15 protein-coding genes are annotated in these 19,394 nt (G+C 56.2%); 4 read left to right on the forward strand and 11 right to left on the reverse strand.

Going from position 1 to position 19,394, the window contains the following annotated elements; genetic code table 11:
* Positions 1–99: 99 nt before the first annotated feature.
* Positions 100–753 carry an alpha/beta family hydrolase gene (locus PUV47_RS14625; protein ID WP_274219321.1) on the forward strand — a complete coding sequence of 218 codons (654 nt, stop codon included), beginning with the start codon at positions 100–102 and terminating at the stop codon, positions 751–753.
* Positions 754–916: 163 nt separating this feature from the next.
* On the opposite strand, the gene PUV47_RS14630 is transcribed toward PUV47_RS14625, so the two are convergent.
* The 4 genes from PUV47_RS14630 to PUV47_RS14645 form a co-directional block, all read right to left on the reverse strand.
* Positions 917–4,303, reverse strand: a complete 3,387-nt coding sequence (locus PUV47_RS14630; RefSeq protein ID WP_274219322.1) for an efflux RND transporter permease subunit — start codon at positions 4,301–4,303, stop codon at positions 917–919.
* Between the two features lie 43 nt (positions 4,304–4,346).
* Entirely contained in the window at positions 4,347–5,726 is a 1,380-nt protein-coding gene (locus tag PUV47_RS14635) for an efflux RND transporter periplasmic adaptor subunit (RefSeq protein WP_274219323.1), read from the reverse strand.
* Positions 5,727–5,954: 228 nt separating this feature from the next.
* Positions 5,955–6,944 carry an Hsp33 family molecular chaperone gene (locus tag PUV47_RS14640; RefSeq protein WP_274219324.1) on the reverse strand — a complete coding sequence of 330 codons (990 nt, stop codon included), beginning with the start codon at positions 6,942–6,944 and terminating at the stop codon, positions 5,955–5,957.
* 322 nt (positions 6,945–7,266) lie between these two features.
* Positions 7,267–8,448 (reverse strand): aspartate aminotransferase family protein, encoded by a 1,182-nt coding sequence (locus tag PUV47_RS14645; RefSeq protein WP_274219325.1) that lies wholly within the window; start codon positions 8,446–8,448, stop codon positions 7,267–7,269.
* A 719-nt stretch (positions 8,449–9,167) separates the two neighbouring features.
* On the opposite strand from PUV47_RS14645, the gene PUV47_RS14650 reads away from it, so the two are divergent.
* The 3 genes from PUV47_RS14650 to PUV47_RS14660 all read left to right on the forward strand — a co-directional run bounded on the left by PUV47_RS14650 (position 9,168) and on the right by PUV47_RS14660 (position 11,572).
* The gene (locus PUV47_RS14650) at positions 9,168–9,761 is read left to right on the forward strand and encodes a GcrA family cell cycle regulator (protein WP_274219326.1); all 594 of its coding nucleotides are present in this window, start codon (positions 9,168–9,170) and stop codon (positions 9,759–9,761) included.
* A gap of 520 nt (positions 9,762–10,281) precedes the next feature.
* Positions 10,282–11,244 carry a DMT family transporter gene (locus tag PUV47_RS14655; protein ID WP_274219327.1) on the forward strand — a complete coding sequence of 321 codons (963 nt, stop codon included), beginning with the start codon at positions 10,282–10,284 and terminating at the stop codon, positions 11,242–11,244.
* Positions 11,240–11,572, forward strand: coding sequence for a GcrA family cell cycle regulator (locus PUV47_RS14660; RefSeq protein ID WP_337994507.1), 333 nt, complete (start codon positions 11,240–11,242; stop codon positions 11,570–11,572). The genes PUV47_RS14655 and PUV47_RS14660 overlap by 5 nt, the downstream gene beginning before the upstream one ends.
* Positions 11,573–11,647: 75 nt before the next feature.
* Here PUV47_RS14660 and PUV47_RS14665 read toward each other — a convergent pair whose 3' ends face one another.
* The 7 genes from PUV47_RS14665 to PUV47_RS14695 form a co-directional block, all read right to left on the reverse strand.
* Positions 11,648–12,220: a DJ-1/PfpI family protein gene (locus PUV47_RS14665; protein ID WP_274219329.1), complete on the reverse strand. Its 573-nt coding sequence runs from the start codon at positions 12,218–12,220 to the stop codon at positions 11,648–11,650.
* A gap of 404 nt (positions 12,221–12,624) precedes the next feature.
* Complete coding sequence (gene phoB, locus PUV47_RS14670) at positions 12,625–13,320, reverse strand: phosphate regulon transcriptional regulator PhoB (protein WP_274219330.1); 696 nt, start codon at positions 13,318–13,320, stop codon at positions 12,625–12,627.
* A 31-nt stretch (positions 13,321–13,351) separates the two neighbouring features.
* Complete coding sequence (gene phoU / locus PUV47_RS14675) at positions 13,352–14,053, reverse strand: phosphate signaling complex protein PhoU (RefSeq protein WP_274219331.1); 702 nt, start codon at positions 14,051–14,053, stop codon at positions 13,352–13,354.
* 36 nt (positions 14,054–14,089) lie between these two features.
* Positions 14,090–14,836, reverse strand: a complete 747-nt coding sequence (pstB, locus tag PUV47_RS14680) for a phosphate ABC transporter ATP-binding protein PstB (RefSeq protein WP_274219580.1) — start codon at positions 14,834–14,836, stop codon at positions 14,090–14,092.
* Between the two features lie 105 nt (positions 14,837–14,941).
* Positions 14,942–16,762 carry a phosphate ABC transporter permease PstA gene (pstA, locus tag PUV47_RS14685; protein WP_274219332.1) on the reverse strand — a complete coding sequence of 607 codons (1,821 nt, stop codon included), beginning with the start codon at positions 16,760–16,762 and terminating at the stop codon, positions 14,942–14,944.
* Entirely contained in the window at positions 16,755–18,143 is a 1,389-nt protein-coding gene (gene pstC / locus PUV47_RS14690; RefSeq protein WP_274219333.1) for a phosphate ABC transporter permease subunit PstC, read from the reverse strand. Before pstC ends, pstA begins: the two co-directional genes overlap by 8 nt.
* 102 nt (positions 18,144–18,245) lie before the next feature.
* Entirely contained in the window at positions 18,246–19,265 is a 1,020-nt protein-coding gene (locus PUV47_RS14695; RefSeq protein ID WP_274219334.1) for a substrate-binding domain-containing protein, read from the reverse strand.
* Positions 19,266–19,394 lie beyond the last annotated feature (129 nt).

Raw genomic sequence — 19,394 nt, forward strand, 5'->3', positions numbered from 1 at the left:
TGTCTGCCGTACCCTGTCATCTCTCAATTCCATAGAAATTGGTGCCGGGTTTTACAATTCACATATGGTCAATTTAAATTTTTCGGCTACAACGCGAACATGACTGAAATTCTCTGGACACGGCCTGAAGGCCCTTCTCATGCAACCTTCGTGTTTGCCCACGGTGCGGGCGCTGGCATGGACTCCAACTTCATGGAGCGCTTTGCGACAGCTGCTGCCGCCAATGGCCTGAGTGTTGCGCGGTTTGAATTTGACTACATGGCCAAGCGCCGGGTCACTGGCAAGAAGGCTCCGCCTCCTCGTGCGGACAAGCTGGTTGGCGAATACCAACGCGCGGTGCAAATGGTGGCCGAGCAGAGCGAAGGCGCCATTCTGATCGGCGGCAAGTCCATGGGCTGCCGTGTTGCGGCCATGTTGGCGGGTAGTGGCTCGGTGCCAAAGCGTGTTACAGGCATCGTCTGTTTGGGTTACCCGTTCCACCCCAGCGGAAAGCCGGAACCGGAAAACTGGCGTCTTCAGCCTCTTCAGGAGGCCAAGCGCCCGGTCCTCGTGCTTCAAGGCGATCGTGACCAGTTTGGCTCACAGAGCGAGCTTGCAGAAGTCACCCTGCCAGAGCACGTGAGCCTGACCTACCTTGAAGACGGCAACCACGACCTTGCTCCGCGCGGTGCGTCTCCTGCCACATGGGACGGCAACATCAAGCAGGCCGCCGAGGCTGCGGCAACCTTTGCCCTGAGCCTGACACCAGCTTGAGGCTCCGCCCGTTTTATCATGTGACAAAGCCCGGAGTGATCCGGGCTTTTTGCTTATGTACTCACAAGGCTGTGCGCATCTACCGGATGCAGCCGAAGCCGGGGCACGGCGTTGTGCAGGCGTCGAATTTCAAGCCACCCAATTACACAGCAGCGCAGCCAACCTACTCTGCCGGTTCCACATGACCATCAGAGCCCTGCCCACCCCGCAGCGACAGGAAGCTGGAAACATCGTTCCCGATGCCGATCAGCGCCGGTACAATCACCAACACCAGCAATGTGGAGGCGGCAAGGCCAAACACCACCGTAATTGCCATGGGCATGAGGAACTGCGCCTGAACGCTGGTTTCGAACAGCAGCGGTGACAACCCGCCAATGGTGGTGCAAGAGGTCAGGATGATGGCACGCAGGCGGTCCATGGACGCCCCCACGGCCGCATCCTCCAGCGAATTTCCAAGCGAAAGTCGGTCTTCAAATCGGGCAACCAGAATGATCGAGTTGTTCACTAGGATCCCTGCCATCCCGAGAAGCCCGATGATCGACAGGATCGTCAGTTTGAAGCCGAGGAGATAGTGACCAACGATGGCTCCCACGATGCCGAAGGGAATGATGGACATGACTGCAAGCGGCCTCGTGTAGCTGGCAAAGACCGCTGCCAGAATGAGATAGATGATGGCGACGGCCAGAACGGCTCCAAGCATCAGGTCGGAGAATGCGGCACTTTGCTCTTTCGCCCTGCCATCAAACGTGTAGTCGATGTTGTAGAGGTCTTGCAGGTTCGGCAGAGTGCTTTCTTCCAGTTTGCTGGAAATCTCGGCGCGGCTGGTCACATCCGGGTCCACATCCGCCACCACACTCACGGTGATTTTGCCGTCGCGGCGCAAGATCAGAGAGTACCCCTGCTTGTCCCGCAAAGACACGACTTCTGTCATGGGCACGAACTCGCCATCCGGAGAGCGCAGATAAAGATCCCGCAACCCGGCCAGTCCCTCGCCGTTGTTGGTCTGGCGCACCTTGACCGTGATTTCTTCATCGCCCTCTGCAAAGCGACGGGGTATGGCGCCTTCAATTGCATAGCGCACCTGACGGGCAGCGCTTTCCACCGTGAAGCCCAGCGCCCTGCCCCGGTCGGTGAGCGCCAGCACCAGCTCCGGCTTGCCATAGGGCAGATCGTCCTCAACCCCGGTCACGCCCGGGAACCCAGAGAGCGCGACCTGCAAGATGTCCGCTGCTTCTTTCAGGTTTGCCAACGAGGTGCCCGTCAGCCGAATGTCGAGATCCTTGCCGGGAGGCCCGCCACGTGTTTGCTGAATGGCAATGCGGGACAACTCTGGCTTCTGTGGGATCGCCTTGCGCCATGCAGTGACGATCGTCGGTGTGCGCACGTCCCGCACCTCTGAGGAGGTCAGCTGCACATTCAGCCGTGCCACGTTGTCGCCGCGGTTGTTGCCGCTTTGGCCTAGGGTCGTGAAAGTCGCTTCGATCAGTGAGTTCGGGTCGCCCCCAGACAGGTCTGACGCCACTTCGTAAAGCGCGTCTTCAATAAGTCCGATGTTCTCACGGGCTTTCTGCTCCGAAATGCCGGAGTGGAAGGTGATGCTTGCCCGAATATTCTCGGACTCCGGAGAGGGGAAGAAGGTGAAGCCCACACGCCCCCCCTGCATCATGCCTACCGACAGGATCAGCGTGGAAATGGCCACGGCAACTGTGATGTAGCGGTACTTGAAGGTTGCGCGCAAAAACGACTGTACCGGCTTATCACGAAACCATGCAAAGCCCCGATCAAACGCTTCACGGAACCCGCCCCGGTCATTGTGGTCAAGGCCCATGCGTTCCTTGCGCTGGCGTATGATCATCAAGAGCGTTTCAAGGGCCAGTGCAAGACCAAAGAGCGCCACCATCAGGGCAAGTTCGAAGGTGAAACCAAAGGTCTGCTTCAGCCCCCCGATGCTTGCGGCCAGCGGTTTCAGCCAGGGCGCGATGGAGGCTGGATCTGCTACAGCAATGGTCAGCAGGAACACGGCAGGTACTGCTCCCACAAAGATAACGCGCCACCAGCTCCAGCCTGGCTTGGAGTTCAGCGAGTGTGCCAAATGGCCGGGCAAAACGAAAAAGCACTCCAGCAGACTGGCGATTACCACGGCAATCACCACCACGGGAAGCACACCCATGATCTGACCCATGGTGTCGCCCAGCATGAGAATGGGGCCAAAGGCAGCGATTGTGGTGGTTCCAGCCGCAATGATGGGCCAGAACATGGTGTTGGCTCCCAGAATGGCGGCTGTGATGGGCGGTTCGCCCCTGCTCGACAAGGTCGCCGTGTGTTCCCCCACCACAATGGCGTCATCCACGATCACCCCAAGCATCATGATCAATGCGAAACAGGAGATCATGTTGATGCTCTGTCCCAGCCCCCACATGATGCCAAGGGTCGCCATGATGGCCACCGGAATACCGGCGGCAACCCAGAACGCCACTCGCGCATTGAGGAAAAGGAACAGGACCGCAATCACGATCAGGAGACCGCCAAGGCCGTTCTTGACCAGCAGCATGATGCGCCCTTCCACCCGGTCGGCGGAAACGTTGTACATGACCAGTTCAAGGCTTTGCGGCAGCTGCGGCCGGATTTCTTCCAGATACCCCTTCACAATGGCGGAGGCTTCCAGCGTATCCGAGTTTTCAGCGCGTTGAATACGCAACTCAATGGCTGGGTCCTTTCGTGAAAGACCAAGCACGTCATCATCGTCAAGGTTGCGTTCCACGCTGCCAATGTCCGCAAGCCGGACCTTTTCTCCGCTCGGAAAAGTCTTGACCGCGATCTTGGCAATGTCCATCGGATCGGAAGTATCCGCGACCGCGCGCACCTGCCGTTCCACCGCACCTGTCAGGTTGCCAGCGGGAATGTCCTCGGAGTTCTCCTCAATGCGGCTGGCGATATCCGCCACGGTCAGGTTGAGGCGGCGCAGATTTTCTTCCGGCACCTCAACCAGATACTCCTCATCACGCATCCCGGTAATCGTCACCTTGTCGATACCCCGCGCAATGAGATCATCGCGGATGTCCTTGGCAAAGATCTTCAGAGCCTGTTCGGTGAACGGACCTCTGAGCGCAATGCGGGCAACGTTGTCATAATAAGCTGCGAAGGAGACTTCTGGCGTGTCCGCGTCGTCCGGCAGCGTTGTGATGGAGCTGACGGCTTGCTCTACATCGGACAGCGCTTTTTGCATGTCGGTCCCCTCGATAAAATCGAGCGAAATGGTGCCGCCACCTTCCCGAGCGTATGAGGTCACCTCATCGAGACTGTCAAGAAAGCGCAGCTCCGGTTCGACAGCAGCCAGAATGTTGGCTTCCACATCTTCGGCGCTGGAGCCGGGCCATGAAATGCTAACCGTAATGGAGCTTGTGGTGATGGTTGGAAAGAACTGCGTGTTCAACTTGACGAGAGCAAATACCCCAAAGAGCACCAGCACGGTCATGAGCAGATTGGCAGCATTGCGATGGCGCACAAACGCGCCAATCAGGCTGACCGTAGACTCTCTGGCCTGAAGCATGGTTCGGGGTCTCCCTCATCTCTTCGTCAATCACTCAAACAGATCAATTGGTACCCGCGGCCTGTTCACTGACTACGCGCAGTTTCAAGCCCGGCCCAGCTTCGGGAATGCGAGAGGATACCAACCGCTCACCGCTTTGCAGGTCTCCGCGCACCAGAATGGCGTTGTCGTCAAAGGCGAGCGGCTGGACATCACGCCGTTCCATGCGGCTGTCCGCATCGATCACATAGACCTTGTTGCCGTCATAAAGGGCTTCTTCGGGAATGCGGGCCACGCCGGTATAGGTGCGATCTGGCAGCTCTACCTGCACGAACGCACCGGGTCGGATCAGGAGGTCCTTGTCCTCAAGTGACAAGCGCGCAAAAACGTCGACGCCGCCGCGCGAACGGGCAATGTCCGCCCCCGCGCGTTCAATCACGGCGTCATACTCCAGCGGCGTGTCTCCAATGTTCCAGATCACTTTCACCGGACGGCCCGCCAACGGTTCCCTGTCGGCCAACAAGCGACCGTACTGGGCATCGGACAGGGTGAAGCGCACCTCCAGGAAATTGCGGTCATAGAGCACGGCTACCACGTCATTCTGGTTGATCATGCGGCCCATTTCCACGGCCTCTGTGCGCACCACGCCTTCAAACGGTGCCAACAGGGTGGTGTCCTCAACGTTGCGTTCTGCCTGTTCAAGCTGCCATTGCGCCCGTTCGATCGCCGCTTTCTGCTGCTCGATCTTGGCTTCTTCCACTGCCAAGGTGTTAAGCGTCTGTTCCAGGTTCTGTTGTCTTTGCGAAAGGATCAGCTTGCGTTCATCCACGGACCGCTCTGTAGCAGCGCCGCGCTGAAACAGCTCCTCTACACGCACCAGATCGCGATCTGCGAAAGCAACCTGCTCTTCAATGCGCACAATGTTGTTCTTCTCGATGCGAAGCTGACTTTCCAGCTGAACGAGACGGGCTCTTGCTTCCGCCAGTGTGGCCATCGCTTCCGTCCGCGCCCCTTCATAGGAGAATGGGTCGATCTGGAGCAGCGCTTCGCCAGCGCCAACCACTCCGCCAGAGCGAAGATTTGGGCTCACCATGTCCACTTCGCCGCCCACAAGCGCCCGCAGATCCACTTCGCGCCCCGCGACCACCTCTCCATAGACGGTGAGCAAGGGGGCGTAGTCTCCGATCTCGACCGCCATGGCCCTAACGGCAAACTCCCGTTCGGCGGCAGGGCGCGTTGCCACTTCCGGCTTGGTCGCGATCAGATAGCGCATCCCCATTACGGCGATCACCAGAATAACCAGCGCAATCAGCCCTTGAAGGAAGGCCTTTCCCGTTTTGACAAGAGGTGACCGGCGGTGATGTGTGGGCGTGTTTGCAGTGCGCGGCTGAAGAGCATCTGCACCTCTGTTTTGTTTGGCCTCATCTTCCAACGAATTCAGCATACCACGGGCCTACCGATCAAATAGCTTCGCCTGTCCTTGTGATGACGACCGTCACCACGGCGAGCAACAGCTCAAGTGTTTCACTAGGTTTCTACATTAGTTGCCGCAGCTTGGATTATCCAGCAAGCTTTAAAGTGTGACAAAGTGTAAATGCACCTAGGAAGTTTGATGTAAAAAGGGCAGATCCGAGGATCCGCCCTTCACATCTTCTTGAGCTGCGCCAGTCGATTAGGCCTTGAAGACCACTTCCGGGTCCAGATTGTAATCCGTACCGCAGAAATCGCACTTCACCGCGATGGCACCTTCCTCAGTCATTTCGGAACGATCCTGCTCTCCCAGCCCCTGCAGCATGGAGACAATCTTGTCTTCCGAACAAGTGCAGCGATCACTCATCACGTGCGGTTCAAACGCCTTCACACCGCGCTCGTGGAACAGCCTGAACAGCAGCTGTTCAACGGGCAGGGCCGGATCGGTCAACTCCACATCCCGCACCGTATCCACCAGCGAGCGCGCTTCCAACCAGGCATCATCCTCGTCGATCTCGTGCATCTCGGTGCCATGCGGGGCGTCGCCCGGATGAATGTCGGCCTGTCGCATCCGCTCGGGTGAATGGGGCAGGAACTGCACCATGATGCCCCCTGCACGCCACTGGTGCGTGTTCGGGCCTTCGTCCTGACGGGTCAACACTTCGCCCACGGCCAAGCGCACACGGGTCGGAATCTGTTCGGAGCGCAAGAAGTAATCGTGCGCTGCCTCTTCCAGAGAAATGCCGTCCAGCACCACAATGCCCTGATAGCGGCTTGTGTATTGGCCTTGATCGATGGTGAAAGCCAGATGGCCGCGGCCCAGCAGGAATTCCGGCCGGAAGTCCTCCTTGGCGGCGACTTCTGCCACTTGGTTGGCGTCGAAGGTTGCGGTTGCGCGCAGGCCATCAGGCGCGTTGAAGTCCACCACCATCATGGAGACCGCCCCGTCCGTCTGGGTCTGCAGCGTCAAACGCCCGTCAAATTTCAAGGTGCTGCCCAGCATCGCCGTCAGCGTTACCGCCTGTGCCAGCAGCTTGTTCACCGCCTCTGGATAGTTGTGACGGCCCAGAATGCTGTCCAGCACCGGGCCAAGGGTCACTGCCCGGCCACGAACATCCAAGGTTTCAACGGCGAACGGAACGACGGCGTCATCTCCGGCCAGCGGTTGATTGGCAGTTGAGTTCTGATCCACAGTATATGCCTCCGGCAGCAAGTCCGCTCCCCCACACACCTCAATCAAGCCGATGCGCGAGGTCGGTTGTCTGCCTCTCGTTCTATCAAAATTGGGCTCGTTCACAACCAAAGGGTCGTGTCGCGTGTGCGATGAGCCAGAAGGCAGTAAAATAGGCACTGCCCTCCAAATTACTAGGGTGGCGGGTGTTAAGCACGCCAGCGCTCACGCGCGGTTATGCCGGATCAAAGGTCGTTTGTCACCTTCTGACCCGCACCAACTTGCTGTTTGGCACCGAGATGTGAAAAGGGCCGGTGCTCATTTCCAGCCCGGCCCCCTCAACTCAGTCTTTGGCCTCAACTTTCGAGGCCGCCTCGGAAATCATTTCCGTGAGAAGCCTGATCTCCTCTGCCGTGATTGTCATCGGCGGCATGATGCGCAGCACGTTGTCTCCGGCGGGCACTGGCAGCAGTCCCACCGAGCGCATGGCTCCAAGCACTTCAGCTACCTGCGGTTTGCACTTCAGGCCCAGCATCAGGCCAGAGCCGCGCAGCTCCTCAAAGACCTCGGAATGACGGTCGACCACTTCCGCCAGGCTTTGCTTCAGCAACAGGCTCTTGCTCTGAACACCTTCCAGAAAGCCGGGTTCTGTCACCACCTCCATCACGGCCTTGCCAACGGACATGGCCAGGAGGTTCCCGCCATAGGTGGTGCCGTGCGTACCGGGCACCATGGCAGAAGCAGCTTCATCTGTTGCGAGGAAGGCTCCAACCGGAAAGCCACCGCCAATGCCTTTTGCAATGGCCATGATGTCTGGCGTGATCCCTGCCCACTCATGGGCGAAGAGCTTGCCAGTTCGGCCCACACCGCATTGGATCTCGTCCAACACCAAAAGCAGCCCGTGCTCGTCACACAGTTCACGCAGGGCACGCAGGAATGAAAGTTCCACCGGGCGAACGCCGCCCTCGCCCTGCACAGGCTCGATCAAGATTGCCGCCGTCTCAGGGGTGATCGCTGCCTTGACCGCCTCCAGATCTCCAAGAGGCACCCGGTCAAAGCCTTCCGGCGCCGGGCCAAAGCCTTCAAGGTACTTTTGCTGTCCGCCTGCTGCCAGCGCGGTCATGGTCCGGCCATGGAACGCGCCTTCGAAAGTGATGACACGAGACTTTTCCGGATGCCCTTGCGCATAATGGTAGCGGCGCGCGGTCTTCAGCGCGCCTTCAATCGCTTCAGCGCCGGAGTTACAGAAGAAAACCCGGTCCGCGAACGTATTTTCGACCAGCAGAGCGCCCAGCTCTTCCTGCCCCTTTACCTGATAAAGGTTTGACACGTGCCACAGCTTGCCGGCTTGTTCCTGCAGCGCCTCAACAAGTTTGGGATGGGAGTGCCCCAATCCGCTCACCGCAATGCCAGAGGCGCAATCCATGTATCGTCGGCCATCGGTCGCAATCAGCCAGACGCCTTCACCGCGCTCGAACTCGATGTCCGCGCGTGCATAGGTCTGAAAAAGCGACGAAGTCGACATCAGGATACTCCCTTTTGGAACGGCCGGGCCGTTGTGAGCGAAACCATTTTTTGCTCAGATTGTGTCAGGAAAGATCGCCACCAACAGCGATCAGGAGGATTAGAACCTCAAGGTTAAAACCCAAGATATTTCACTTGTCAATCATCCATGCCTTGAGCTTTTCTCTTGTAAACTCAAGTTCAAACTCTGGATTTACCTGCCTCTTGCCCCGCGGGCCTTTCAGGCAAACTCTGCTCTTTCCGCCTTTACCAGCCCTGAGCGCGGTCATCACCAGAGTTCTGCACAGAACACAGTTTTAAGCCCTGCGTTTTGCTGTGAAAAGAGCCGGAAAACAATATTTGCCACTTTTGTTTGACGTTCGTGCTGATAGTGTTTAAGGGTCTCAGCGTCAGACGAGAGGGCCAGCCAAGCGGCGGTTTTTCTGGCCTTTTGAAGCTTGGAAACACCTGTGTTTCCGGGTCGTGTATTGCTGGCAATCTGCGGAATTGGAGGGCTTGTAGCGCCTTGCCTATTCTGGGGAAAAGGATGGTCATCCCCATATCAGTATGGAGGCCTCCTTGCTCAGCCAAGTCGCCATATAGTATGGTGCGGCCTTAGCGATACATCATCTCGTATATACTGTTGCTGCAGATGTTGTGCCCGGGGTAAGGGCCAAACGAGAAAACTCGGCACTGCAATGACTTGCGCAGCAAGACCTAAGGGAAGACGGGGGCCTATTTATGAGCTGGACGACAGAACGCGTGGAACTCTTAACCAAACTTTGGGCAGAGGGATTAAGCGCCAGCCAGATCGCAGCGGAACTCGGGAATGTCACCAGAAACGCCGTAATCGGTAAAGTACATCGCCTTGGCCTTTCCGGTCGGGCCAAGTCTTCTAGCTCAACCGCAAAGCCTCGCCGTGCAGCAGCGCCAGCAGCCGAAACTGCTGCAAAGCCAGCCGCTGCCATAGCAGAGAGCGCGCCAGCAGCGGAAGCACCCATCGCAGTTACCAAGGTTGCAGCCAGCGTGCAGCGCCGGACCATTCAACCCGCTGTCGCAGGGGCGACAGCGTTGAAAATCACACCGGAAGAAGACGACATTGTCGGCGATCTCACCCCAGTTGCAGCCACCGAAGTGGTTGTTCCTGTGTCTGAGCGTGCTTCAATTTTGACGCTGACCGAACGCACCTGCAAATGGCCAATTGGCGACCCGACGGATGAGGACTTCCACTTCTGTGGTCACTCCTGTGATGCCGCCTCTCCTTATTGCGAGTATCATCGCACGATCGCGTATCAGCCGGTTAACGACCGACGCAGAGAACGCAAGAGCGCCTGAGCAACAGCTTTATAGAATTCAAAAAGCCGCCCAGTGAGGCGGCTTTTTTGTTGCCCGATTGAGACTTTCGCCGTCAGCTCCGCAGGACGGTCAGCTCCGCCACCAACCATTCGCTTGTAAACCAGCTGTCTATTTGACGGCCAACGGCAGCCTCTGTTTTTCTCATCTTACGATTATTGATTGTATCGTTTAACCAGTGAACTGCGCCGACAAAAAAACAATATTCCCAAAACATTATCAATAGAAATAAGAAATCTAGTTAGATTAAAATATTTCTTCTGTATTTGCAAAATGAACCTTTGGTTCAATTGCAACACCCGCAAAGTAAACCTAGAGTTTTATGCGTAAAAACAAGTAAATCATGTTTCGAAACTGATGATCCGAACGGAAACGTCCAGCGCAACCTTATAGTTACAGGATCACCCATGTTGACCAATATAAAGTACGCTCCACTTCAGGACTTGTCTTTCAGCAACCGTTGCGAGCCACTGAAAAAACAAACTCTTGAGCGAAGCGCGGCATGAGCACGCGCCTCCTTCACTCCGGACACGCCCAAGTTACCATTGTACTCTTGGGCGTTCTGTTTGCAGCCATCTGGAGCCTGTCTTTTGTGGCCACCAAGGCCGCTCTTGCGGATTTGGGGCCGGCGAGCCTTGCCTCCGGGCGGCTGCTGCTGGCGGGCATCTTGTTGAGCGTCTTGATCCACCCGCGCCTCTACGCCTTCTTTCGCGGACTGAACCGCTCTCAAATGCGGCGCGTCCTGCTGGCGGGACTTTTATCCCAGGCGGGTTACCTGACAGCAAGCTATTGGTCGCTACTCCATCTGCCGACCTCTCTGGTCAATATCGTGGTGTCCTCGCTGCCACTTGCGACCGTTCCCTTTGCCTTTTTCATACTGCATGAACAGGTTCGGGCCATCACCGTGGTTTCGTTTATCCTAAGCATGACAGGGGTAGCGGTTACCTTGATGTCCGGCAGCGATTTTCTGGCAATTGAGCCAGACTTCATTCTCCCGTCTGCCATCCTGTTTGCCTCAGTCTTGATGTTGGCCTGTGGCAACGTGATTGTGAAACCGCTTATCAACCCAACAACCCTGCTGCCCATTTGTGCCCTGCAGTTCCTGAGTTCCGGTCTTTTGGTCAGCGGATTGGCCGTGGTGAGCGAACCGCTTCCCACACTGCCGGGTATATGGCAAGCGGCACCCTATATCGGGTTTCTCGCCGTGATCGGCAGCATTGTTGGAACCCTCATCTGGTTCAAGATACTGGAAAAGCTACCGGCGAACACGGCAAGCGGTTTCTTCATCCTTACCCCGGTGTTCGGCATTCTTCTTGGGCGGTTTGTCTTTGGCGAGGAGATAACGACAAACAAGGTTGTCGGCGTGATCATTATTGGCCTTGCCATCTTGTTGCAGGCAACCCGGTCGTATCTGGAAAAACGTCGCCTGATGACAAAGGCAGAGGCAGGGATGCAGCGACATTAGGCGCAAGGTTGCGGCCAGCGTGCAGCGCCGGACCATTCAACCCGCTGTCGCAGGGGCGACCGCGTTGAAAATCACACCGGAAGAAGACGACATTGTCGGCGATCTCACCCCAGTTGCAGCCACCGAAGTGGTTGTTCCTGTGTCTGAGCGTGCTTCAATTCTGACGCTGACCGAACGCACCTGCAAATGGCCAATCGGCGACCCGACGGATGAGGACTTCCACTTCTGCGGTCACTCCTGTGATGCCGCCTCTCCTTATTGCGAGTATCATCGCACGATCGCGTATCAGCCGGTTAACGACCGTCGCAGAGAACGCAAGAGCGCCTGAGCAACAGCTATAAAGAATTCAAAAAGCCGCCCAATGAGGCGGCTTTTTTACTACATCCATCGTGGGCTTGAGCGCTTACGCATGTTCGGCGGCCAGCCAGTTCTGCAATTCACCCAATGCCGCTTCAGGAACCCCGGCACTTTTCAGCACTTCAGCAGCAAAAGTCACAGGGGACGTTCCGGCCGCAGTAACAATTCGGTCGCTGGATACTGCCTTTGGCGTTTCCTTGTAATTTTCTGCGCCGTTGTAGTCCGTCACGTGGGTTTGCAAAAACTCCAGAGCATTGGAGGTGTGGGCGACACCGTTCAACAACCCGGCACGTGCGAGCGCTAATGTGCCTCCGCAAATACCGGCGATGGTCGCGCCCTCTTTGTGACACCGGGCCAGAAGATCCGCAATATCCGGAGCGTTTTCGGTTTCCCAAATGCTGCCGCCGACGACAACAACAACCTCAGGCTTCCAAGCTGCCAGCTCATCTAGCCCGTGAGGCACCATGGCCTTCAGCCCGCCGAGAGAGGTGACCTCGCCTGCTCTATGGGCAAAAAAACGCGTTTCCGCTCCATAGTAAGGACCGCCCGTACCCGCAATCAGTGCATACTCCCAGTCGGCAAACCCTTCGGTCAAAATCAGCGCAACCTTTGCCATCATATCTCTTTCACAGCTCGTATAAAGACGCGTGCCAGTGATCACTGTTCGGCAATCCTGTCAAGCTCATGGTCTGCCGCCCCACAAGTGTTGGCGCGAACCATACGCCGCAAACTATCCGCAGCGCCTCCCATTATGAAAGAAAGCCCGCCATCTTGGACAAGGAAGAGTGTCGGCGTGATCATCATTGGCCTTGCCATCGTGTTGCAGGCAACCCGGACGCATTTGGAAAAGCGGCGCCTTACGACAAAGGCGGAGGCAAGGATGCAGCGACATGAGGCGCAAGGGTTTGGGCCAGCAGCGCAGGCCGAGCCTATGAAAAACCCCGCCACGATGTGACGGGGTTCTTTCTTTTGCCTTTCAAAATGCTGTGCCCTGCTCTGTCTGCGGCAGGCACCCGCTTCTGATCAGCTGTTCAGGAACTGGTCATTGAAGGCGTAGCCTGCACCGCGAACGGTGCGGATCGGGTCCTTCATCCGGCCCTTGTTGATTGCCTTGCGCAGGCGTCCAACGTGTACGTCCACTGTGCGTTCGTCCACGTAAACGTCGTGCCCCCAGACACCATCCAAGAGCTGCTCGCGGGAGTACACACGCCCCGGTGAGGACATGAGAAACTCCAGCAGGCGGAACTCAGTAGGGCCAAGGTGAATTTCCTTGCCCGTCCGATGGACCCGGTGGGTTTCACGATCCAGCTCAATGTCACCCGCCTTGAGAACGGTAGATACGCTCTCAGGTTTGGTGCGGCGCAAGATGGCACGCACGCGTGCCATCAGCTCCGGAATGGAGAACGGTTTGACCACATAGTCATCCGCCCCCGTTGCGAGACCACGCACCCGCTCAGATTCCTCACCACGCGCGGTGAGCATTATGATTGGCATGCGTTCCGTTTCAGTCCGCGCTCTCAGGCGTCGGCACAATTCAATGCCGGAGAGGCCAGGGAGCATCCAGTCCAGAAGAAGGAGATCTGGTTGACTCTCCTGTAGTCGCAGCTCCGCCTCATCACCGCGGTCGCAAACGTCAACCTTGTACCCTTCAGCTTCCAAATTGTAACGCAGAAGAAGGCTTAACGGCTCTTCGTCTTCCACGATCAGAATTTCAGGCATTCCAGTTAGTCTCTTTCACATCAAGCACAGCTTATGGCAGCGTTACGTCAGTTTCGTCTTTCTTGGGACGATCTGCAGGCAAGTGGTCGCCAGAAACCATGAAGTAAATGTTCTCCGCAATATTGGTCGCATGGTCGCCGATGCGTTCAATGTTCTTTGCGCAGAACAGAAGGTGCGCACACATGGTGATGTTGCGCGGATCTTCCATCATGTAGGTCAGAAGCTGACGGAAGAGCGAAGTGTACATGGAGTCAATCTGCTTGTCTCCTTTTTGTACCTGCTCGACAGCTTCCAGATCACCGGTGGTATAGGCATCAAGAACAGCTTTCAGCTGAGCAAGAGCCAGCTCAGCCATGTGTTCAACACCTACTGCCAGTGTCTTGTTATTGAAGTCACTCTCGATTGCCTGAGCGCGCTTGGCGATGTTCTTTGCCATGTCGCCCACGCGCTCCAGATCGTTGGAGATGCGCAGGGCAGCAAAGATCTCGCGAAGGTCGCGCGCTACTGGCTGGCGACGTGCGATGACCACGATGCAACGCTCTTCGAGCTGGATCTGCATTTCGTCCAGTCGCTTGTCTGCTTCGATGGTGCGCTCGGCAAGAGCCAGGTCATGGCGCAGAAGCGCCTGCACAGAGTCGTTGACGAGAGTTTCAGCCAAGCCACCCATCTCAACAATACGGCTCGCCAGATCCTTCAGGTCCTCATTGAAAGAGGAGACGATATGATCGCTCATTTTTTTACCTGTTAGTTGTCGCAGTTAATCGAGATGCTAGCCGAAACGACCAGTGATGTAATCCTGCGTACGCTGATCCTTCGGGTTAGTGAAGATATCATTGGTCTTACCTTCTTCTACCAGATAGCCGAGGTGGAAGAACGCAGTGCGCTGCGAGACACGGGCGGCCTGCTGCATCGAGTGGGTTACGATAACAATGGTATAGTTTTCACGCAATTCGTCGATCAGCTCCTCAACTTTCGCGGTAGCGATCGGGTCAAGCGCGGAACATGGTTCGTCCATCAGAATGACTTCCGGGGACACGGCAATTGCACGCGCAATGCAAAGACGCTGCTGCTGACCACCAGAAAGGCCAGTGCCAGGCTCATCAAGGCGGTCTTTCACTTCCTCAAAAAGACCAGCCTTTTGAAGCGATGTCGCAACGATCTCTTCAAGGTCACTCTTGGACTGTGCCAGACCGTGAATGCGCGGACCGTAAGCCACGTTCTCGAAGATGGACTTCGGGAACGGGTTCGGCTTCTGGAACACCATGCCAACGCGGGCACGCAGTTCCACAACGTCGATCTTCGGATCGTAGATGTCTTCGTTGTCGAGCACGATCTCACCGCCTACGCGGCAAATGTCGATGGTGTCGTTCATACGGTTCAAGCAGCGCAGGAACGTGGACTTACCACAGCCAGATGGGCCGATCAGGGCTGTCACGTTGCTTTTGCGCACGTTGAGATCCACACCGAAAAGCGCCTGCTTTTCACCGTAGTGGACAGTCACCTGGTTGGCGCGCATCTTGATCGGCACACCATCTTCAGTCACTGGAAGGGCGCCGTTCAGGTCTGCTTGTTGTACGTTGCCTGCAGTCATTTCCATAGCCATAACCTCAGCCTTTCATTATTACCAACGGCGTTCAAAGCGCTTGCGCAGAACGATAGCAATGGCGTTCATTGTGATCAGGAAGCCCAGCAGAACCATGATGGCTGCGGACGTTTTCTGCTGGAAGGCAGGTTCCGGGAAGTCTGCCCACATGAAGATCTGCACCGGCAGAACGGTAGACGGATCCACCGGACCACCTGGAATGTCCACGATAAACGCGACCATACCGATCATCAGCAGAGGAGCGGTTTCACCAAGTGCCTGCGCCATACCGATGATGGTACCGGTAAAGATGCCTGGCATTGCCAGTGGCAGCACGTGGTGCAACACGGCCTGAAGACGGGATGCACCCACACCCAGTGCCGCTTCGCGGATGGATGGTGGCACAGCTTTCAAAGCTGCGCGGGACGCAATGATGATGGTTGGCAGGGTCATGAGTGCCAGCACCATACCCCCTACGATCGGCGCAGAGCGCGGCAGACCGAAGGCGTTCAGGAACACGGCAAGACCAAGCAAACCAAACACGATGGAAGGAACAGCCGCAAGGTTGTTGATGTTCACCTCAATGAGGTGCGTCCAACGGTTCTTTGGGGCGAACTCTTCCAGATAGATGGCAGCCGCCACACCGATTGGGAAGGACAGAGCCAGAGTGACAACCATGGTCCAGAAGGACCCGACAACTGCACCCCAGATACCCGCCATTTCAGGTTCACGGCTTGCACCTGCGGAGAAGAAGATGGAGTTCACACTGGATGTGATCGCGCCCTGCTCGAGCAGGTAATCGGTATATGCGATTTCCTGGTCGTTGAACTTGCGCAATGCTTCCGGTGTTTCGATCTCATCGATGGTCCACTCACCGGCAGGGATTGTGCCAGCGATGCTGAACGGTACCAGCACTTCAGCTTCCACTGAGGTCGCATCAATTGCTGTAACCTTCGCCGTACCACCATTGACGTTGATCAGGAAGGACGGCAGACGGGAGCTCAGTACCTGACGCTGTTCCAGAGAGTTCAGACGGCCCTGAAGCTCGGCGAGATCAGCCTCAATGCCCTGAATGGCGACCTGAAGACGGCTTTTCATGTCTTCGGTTGCAGAAATCTCATTTTCAAGACGCTGACGCACCAACTCGTCCGCATCGGCCATTTGCTCTTGCAGACCGGAGATGCGCGCGTTCAGGCTGTCCTCAGATGTACCGCGCAGGGTAAGGTCGCGCTGTACTGCGGCCAGCTGGCTTTCGAGATATGCACGAAGCTGGTCCCGAATGAAGTCAAAGTCGCCGTCATCTGAAGTAACGGAGATGGTTCCTTCGGTCCCGGAAACGGTCGCCGTACCGGTGGTCTCCTTGGTGTTGATCTCAGTGACCAACCCCTTCGCATAGAGATCAGCGAAGTCAGAGAGCGGCACCTGAACCGGTCCCTTGGATCCCAGTATCGACGGATCATCCAGCACTTCATTGCGCAGGACGATGTTGGCACCAGAAGAAACCAGACCATAAAGAACGCGGCGGTCTGTCCGACTGGTCGCGAAAGGTACAGCCTCCTTGAGACCATCACGGATGATGGTGTTGTAGGAAGCAGAACCCGGATTGGAAGGATCCACCTCTTCGTCGGTCAGGTTCAGGTCGAGCGTCACGTAGTTATAGTAGAACGCCGGGATACCCTGACTCACGATCGTGGTGAGCAGCAGCACCAGAAAGGCCGCAGCTACAAGGATCGCGCTCAGACCATAGGCTTTGAAGCGTGCCTCAGTGCTATAGCGGGCTTTGAGGCGCTTCCGAGCTTCATCCGAGGTATGAATACCCACACGAGAAGAAGCTGTGTTCTGTTGGGCAAGACTAGTCATACTGTTCCCTGTACTTCTTCACGACGCGCAGTGCGAAAACATTGAGTGCAAGGGTGATACAGAAGAGCAGCAGACCAAGCGCGAACGCGGCTAGGGTCTTTGCACTGTCAAACTCCTGGTCACCAACAAGCAGGGTCACGATCTGCACGGTCACGGTGGTTACAGCTTCAAGCGGGTTGATTGTCATGTTCGCAGCAAGGCCTGCGGCCATCACCACGATCATGGTCTCACCAATGGCGCGGGAGATTGCCAGGATCAGAGCAGAAACAATGCCCGGCAGCGCTGCTGGAAGAACAACACGGCGAATGGTTTCAGACTTTGTTGCGCCAAGGCCTGCAGAACCGTCGCGCAAGGACTGGGGCACTGCATTGATCACGTCGTCCGAAAGGGAGGAAACGAACGGAATGATCATGATGCCCATCACCACGCCAGCTGCAAGAGCAGACTCGGAGGACACGGTAAGACCAAAGCTTTCACCCCAACCGCGGATGAAAGGCGCCACCGCCAACGCGGCAAAGAAGCCGTAGACCACAGTCGGGATACCAGCCAAGATTTCAAGCATGGGCTTGGCAACGGCGCGCACCGGCTGGGCGGCATAATCTGACAGGTAGATAGCTGAGAGAAGACCAACTGGTGCTGCTACAAGGATAGCAATGAAGGTGATCAGCATGGTGCCCACGAGCAGTGGGATCGCGCCAAACACTTCTGAGTTGGTTCCGGTTGCTTCTGCGCCTGCGCCAATGAACGCGCTCTGCGGGCTCCAGTGAGTTCCAAACACGAAATCAAGAATCGGAACCTGCTGGAAGAAGCGAAGGCTTTCAAAAATGAGAGACAGAACAATGCCGATGGTGGTGAAGATCGCCACTGCGGAACACAGGATGAGCAAAGCCATCACAGAGCGTTCGACGAAGTGACGCGCCCGCATTTGCGGCTGAATGGTGCGAACACCATAGAAGAAGCCACCCGCGACCAGAAGCGCCATGATAACACCCATGAGGATGTTACTTGTCGTGTTCAAACTCTTGTAGATCTCAGCTGCATGTTCTTTGCCAGCATCCACGAAGCCAACAATGCCGCCGAACGCAAGCGCACGGGCATCACGCAGGAACGCTTCGACTGCAGGTTTGGACAACCCGCTCATGAAGTCGGCGCTCTGGCTGCTCACAATGTTGTTCATGATGTTAGGCGCAACAATCACCCAGACAATAAGGGCAATCAGCGCTGGAACCACGGTCACAATTGCAAGAAAACCGCCATGGTAACCAGGGCGGGAATGCAAAGCGGACAACTGACCGTTAACAACTTGGAGTGATCTCGATCGGCCATAGAAAGTGGCCAGAACAAACACTGCAATTAGGATGAAGAAGTAAGTCCAGAACATCTAAATCTGGCCCTTTTAAAGAGATCGGTACAAAATTCGGCTGGATCGGAAGCCAAAAAGAGCCGGCCCGCAAACGCGGACCGGCCCGTTCTAATCAAGCAATTAGAACTTCAGTGGAGTCATCGCTGCTGCGGAAGCTGCAACTTCTGCACGACGCTCGTCTGACAGCGGGATCAGACCCTTGTCAGCCAGGTAACCTTCGCTACCCCAAGTGTCTTCGTTGGTGAACTCAGCAACGTATTCTGCGATGCCTGGGATCACGCCAACGTGCTCTTTCTTCACGTAGAAGTACAAAGAGCGAGATACTGGGTAAGAAGCGTCAGAGATAGCTTCGAAAGTTGGTGCAACGCCACCGATGCTTGCGCCCTTAACCTTGTCAGCATTCTGATCAAGGAAGGAGAAGCCGAAGATGCCGAAAGCAGCTGGGTTAGCGTTGAGCTTCTGAACGATCAGGTTGTCGTTTTCGCCAGCTTCAACATAACCGCCGTCTTCACGGATTTCGGTGCAAACGTCGCCTTCCAGGCCAGCTTCTGCTGCGCCAGGAACTGCTTCACAGCCTTCTTCCATGACCAGCTCTTCGAAAGCGTCACGGGTACCGGAGGTCGGAGGAGGACCGAGAACTTCGATCTTCTCGTTTGGCAGAGAAGGATCGATTTCAGACCAGTTGGTGTATGGGTTTGCAACCAGCTTGCCGTCAACTGGAACCTGCTTTGCAAGTGCCAGGAAGATCTGCTCGCGAGTTACGTCCATGGAAGGACCAGTGATCGCGTTTGCAAGTACGATACCGTCGAAACCAACGGTAACTTCTACTGGAGTTACACCGTTACCCTGACAAGATACCAGTTCCTTCTCCTTCATACGACGAGAAGCATTGGTAATGTCTGGAGTACCTTCACCGACGCCTTCACAGAACAGCTTGATGCCGCCGCCAGAGCCAGTGGATTCTACTACTGGAGTTTTGAATTCAGTCTTCTGACCGAACTGCTCAGCAACTGCTGTAGAGAACGGGAAAACTGTAGAAGAACCAACGATCTGGATCTGATCACGTGCCTGTGCGGAACCTGCTGCAATGGTTCCAGCAAGAGCGAGCGCTGCAACGCCTGCGAATGCTTTGATTTTCACCTTAAGTCTCCTTGGGAGTCTAGGTTGTAAACTGAATGAGAACCCGCGGCCATCCCTGCGAGTCCCGCGTAACCTAACCGTCACGGGTGATGTTTATATGAAGGTTTTATTTCAGTTTAATGACACACC

The sequence above is a fragment of the Pseudovibrio exalbescens genome (assembly GCF_028737195.1).
Lineage (GTDB): Bacteria > Pseudomonadota > Alphaproteobacteria > Rhizobiales > Stappiaceae > Pseudovibrio > Pseudovibrio zosterae.

Coding starts and splice junctions, on each gene's coding strand:
- PUV47_RS14625 (WP_274219321.1), top strand. CDS start 100: ATGACTGAAATTCTCTGGACACGGCCTGAAGGCCCTTCTCATGCAACC.
- PUV47_RS14630 (WP_274219322.1), bottom strand. CDS start 4,303: ATGCTTCAGGCCAGAGAGTCTACGGTCAGCCTGATTGGCGCGTTTGTG.
- PUV47_RS14635 (WP_274219323.1), bottom strand. CDS start 5,726: ATGCTGAATTCGTTGGAAGATGAGGCCAAACAAAACAGAGGTGCAGAT.
- PUV47_RS14645 (WP_274219325.1), bottom strand. CDS start 8,448: ATGTCGACTTCGTCGCTTTTTCAGACCTATGCACGCGCGGACATCGAG.
- PUV47_RS14650 (WP_274219326.1), top strand. CDS start 9,168: ATGAGCTGGACGACAGAACGCGTGGAACTCTTAACCAAACTTTGGGCA.
- PUV47_RS14655 (WP_274219327.1), top strand. CDS start 10,282: ATGAGCACGCGCCTCCTTCACTCCGGACACGCCCAAGTTACCATTGTA.
- PUV47_RS14665 (WP_274219329.1), bottom strand. CDS start 12,220: ATGATGGCAAAGGTTGCGCTGATTTTGACCGAAGGGTTTGCCGACTGG.
- phoB (WP_274219330.1), bottom strand. CDS start 13,320: ATGCCTGAAATTCTGATCGTGGAAGACGAAGAGCCGTTAAGCCTTCTT.
- phoU (WP_274219331.1), bottom strand. CDS start 14,053: ATGAGCGATCATATCGTCTCCTCTTTCAATGAGGACCTGAAGGATCTG.
- pstB (WP_274219580.1), bottom strand. CDS start 14,836: ATGCGCGCCAACCAGGTGACTGTCCACTACGGTGAAAAGCAGGCGCTT.
- pstA (WP_274219332.1), bottom strand. CDS start 16,762: ATGACTAGTCTTGCCCAACAGAACACAGCTTCTTCTCGTGTGGGTATT.
- pstC (WP_274219333.1), bottom strand. CDS start 18,143: ATGTTCTGGACTTACTTCTTCATCCTAATTGCAGTGTTTGTTCTGGCC.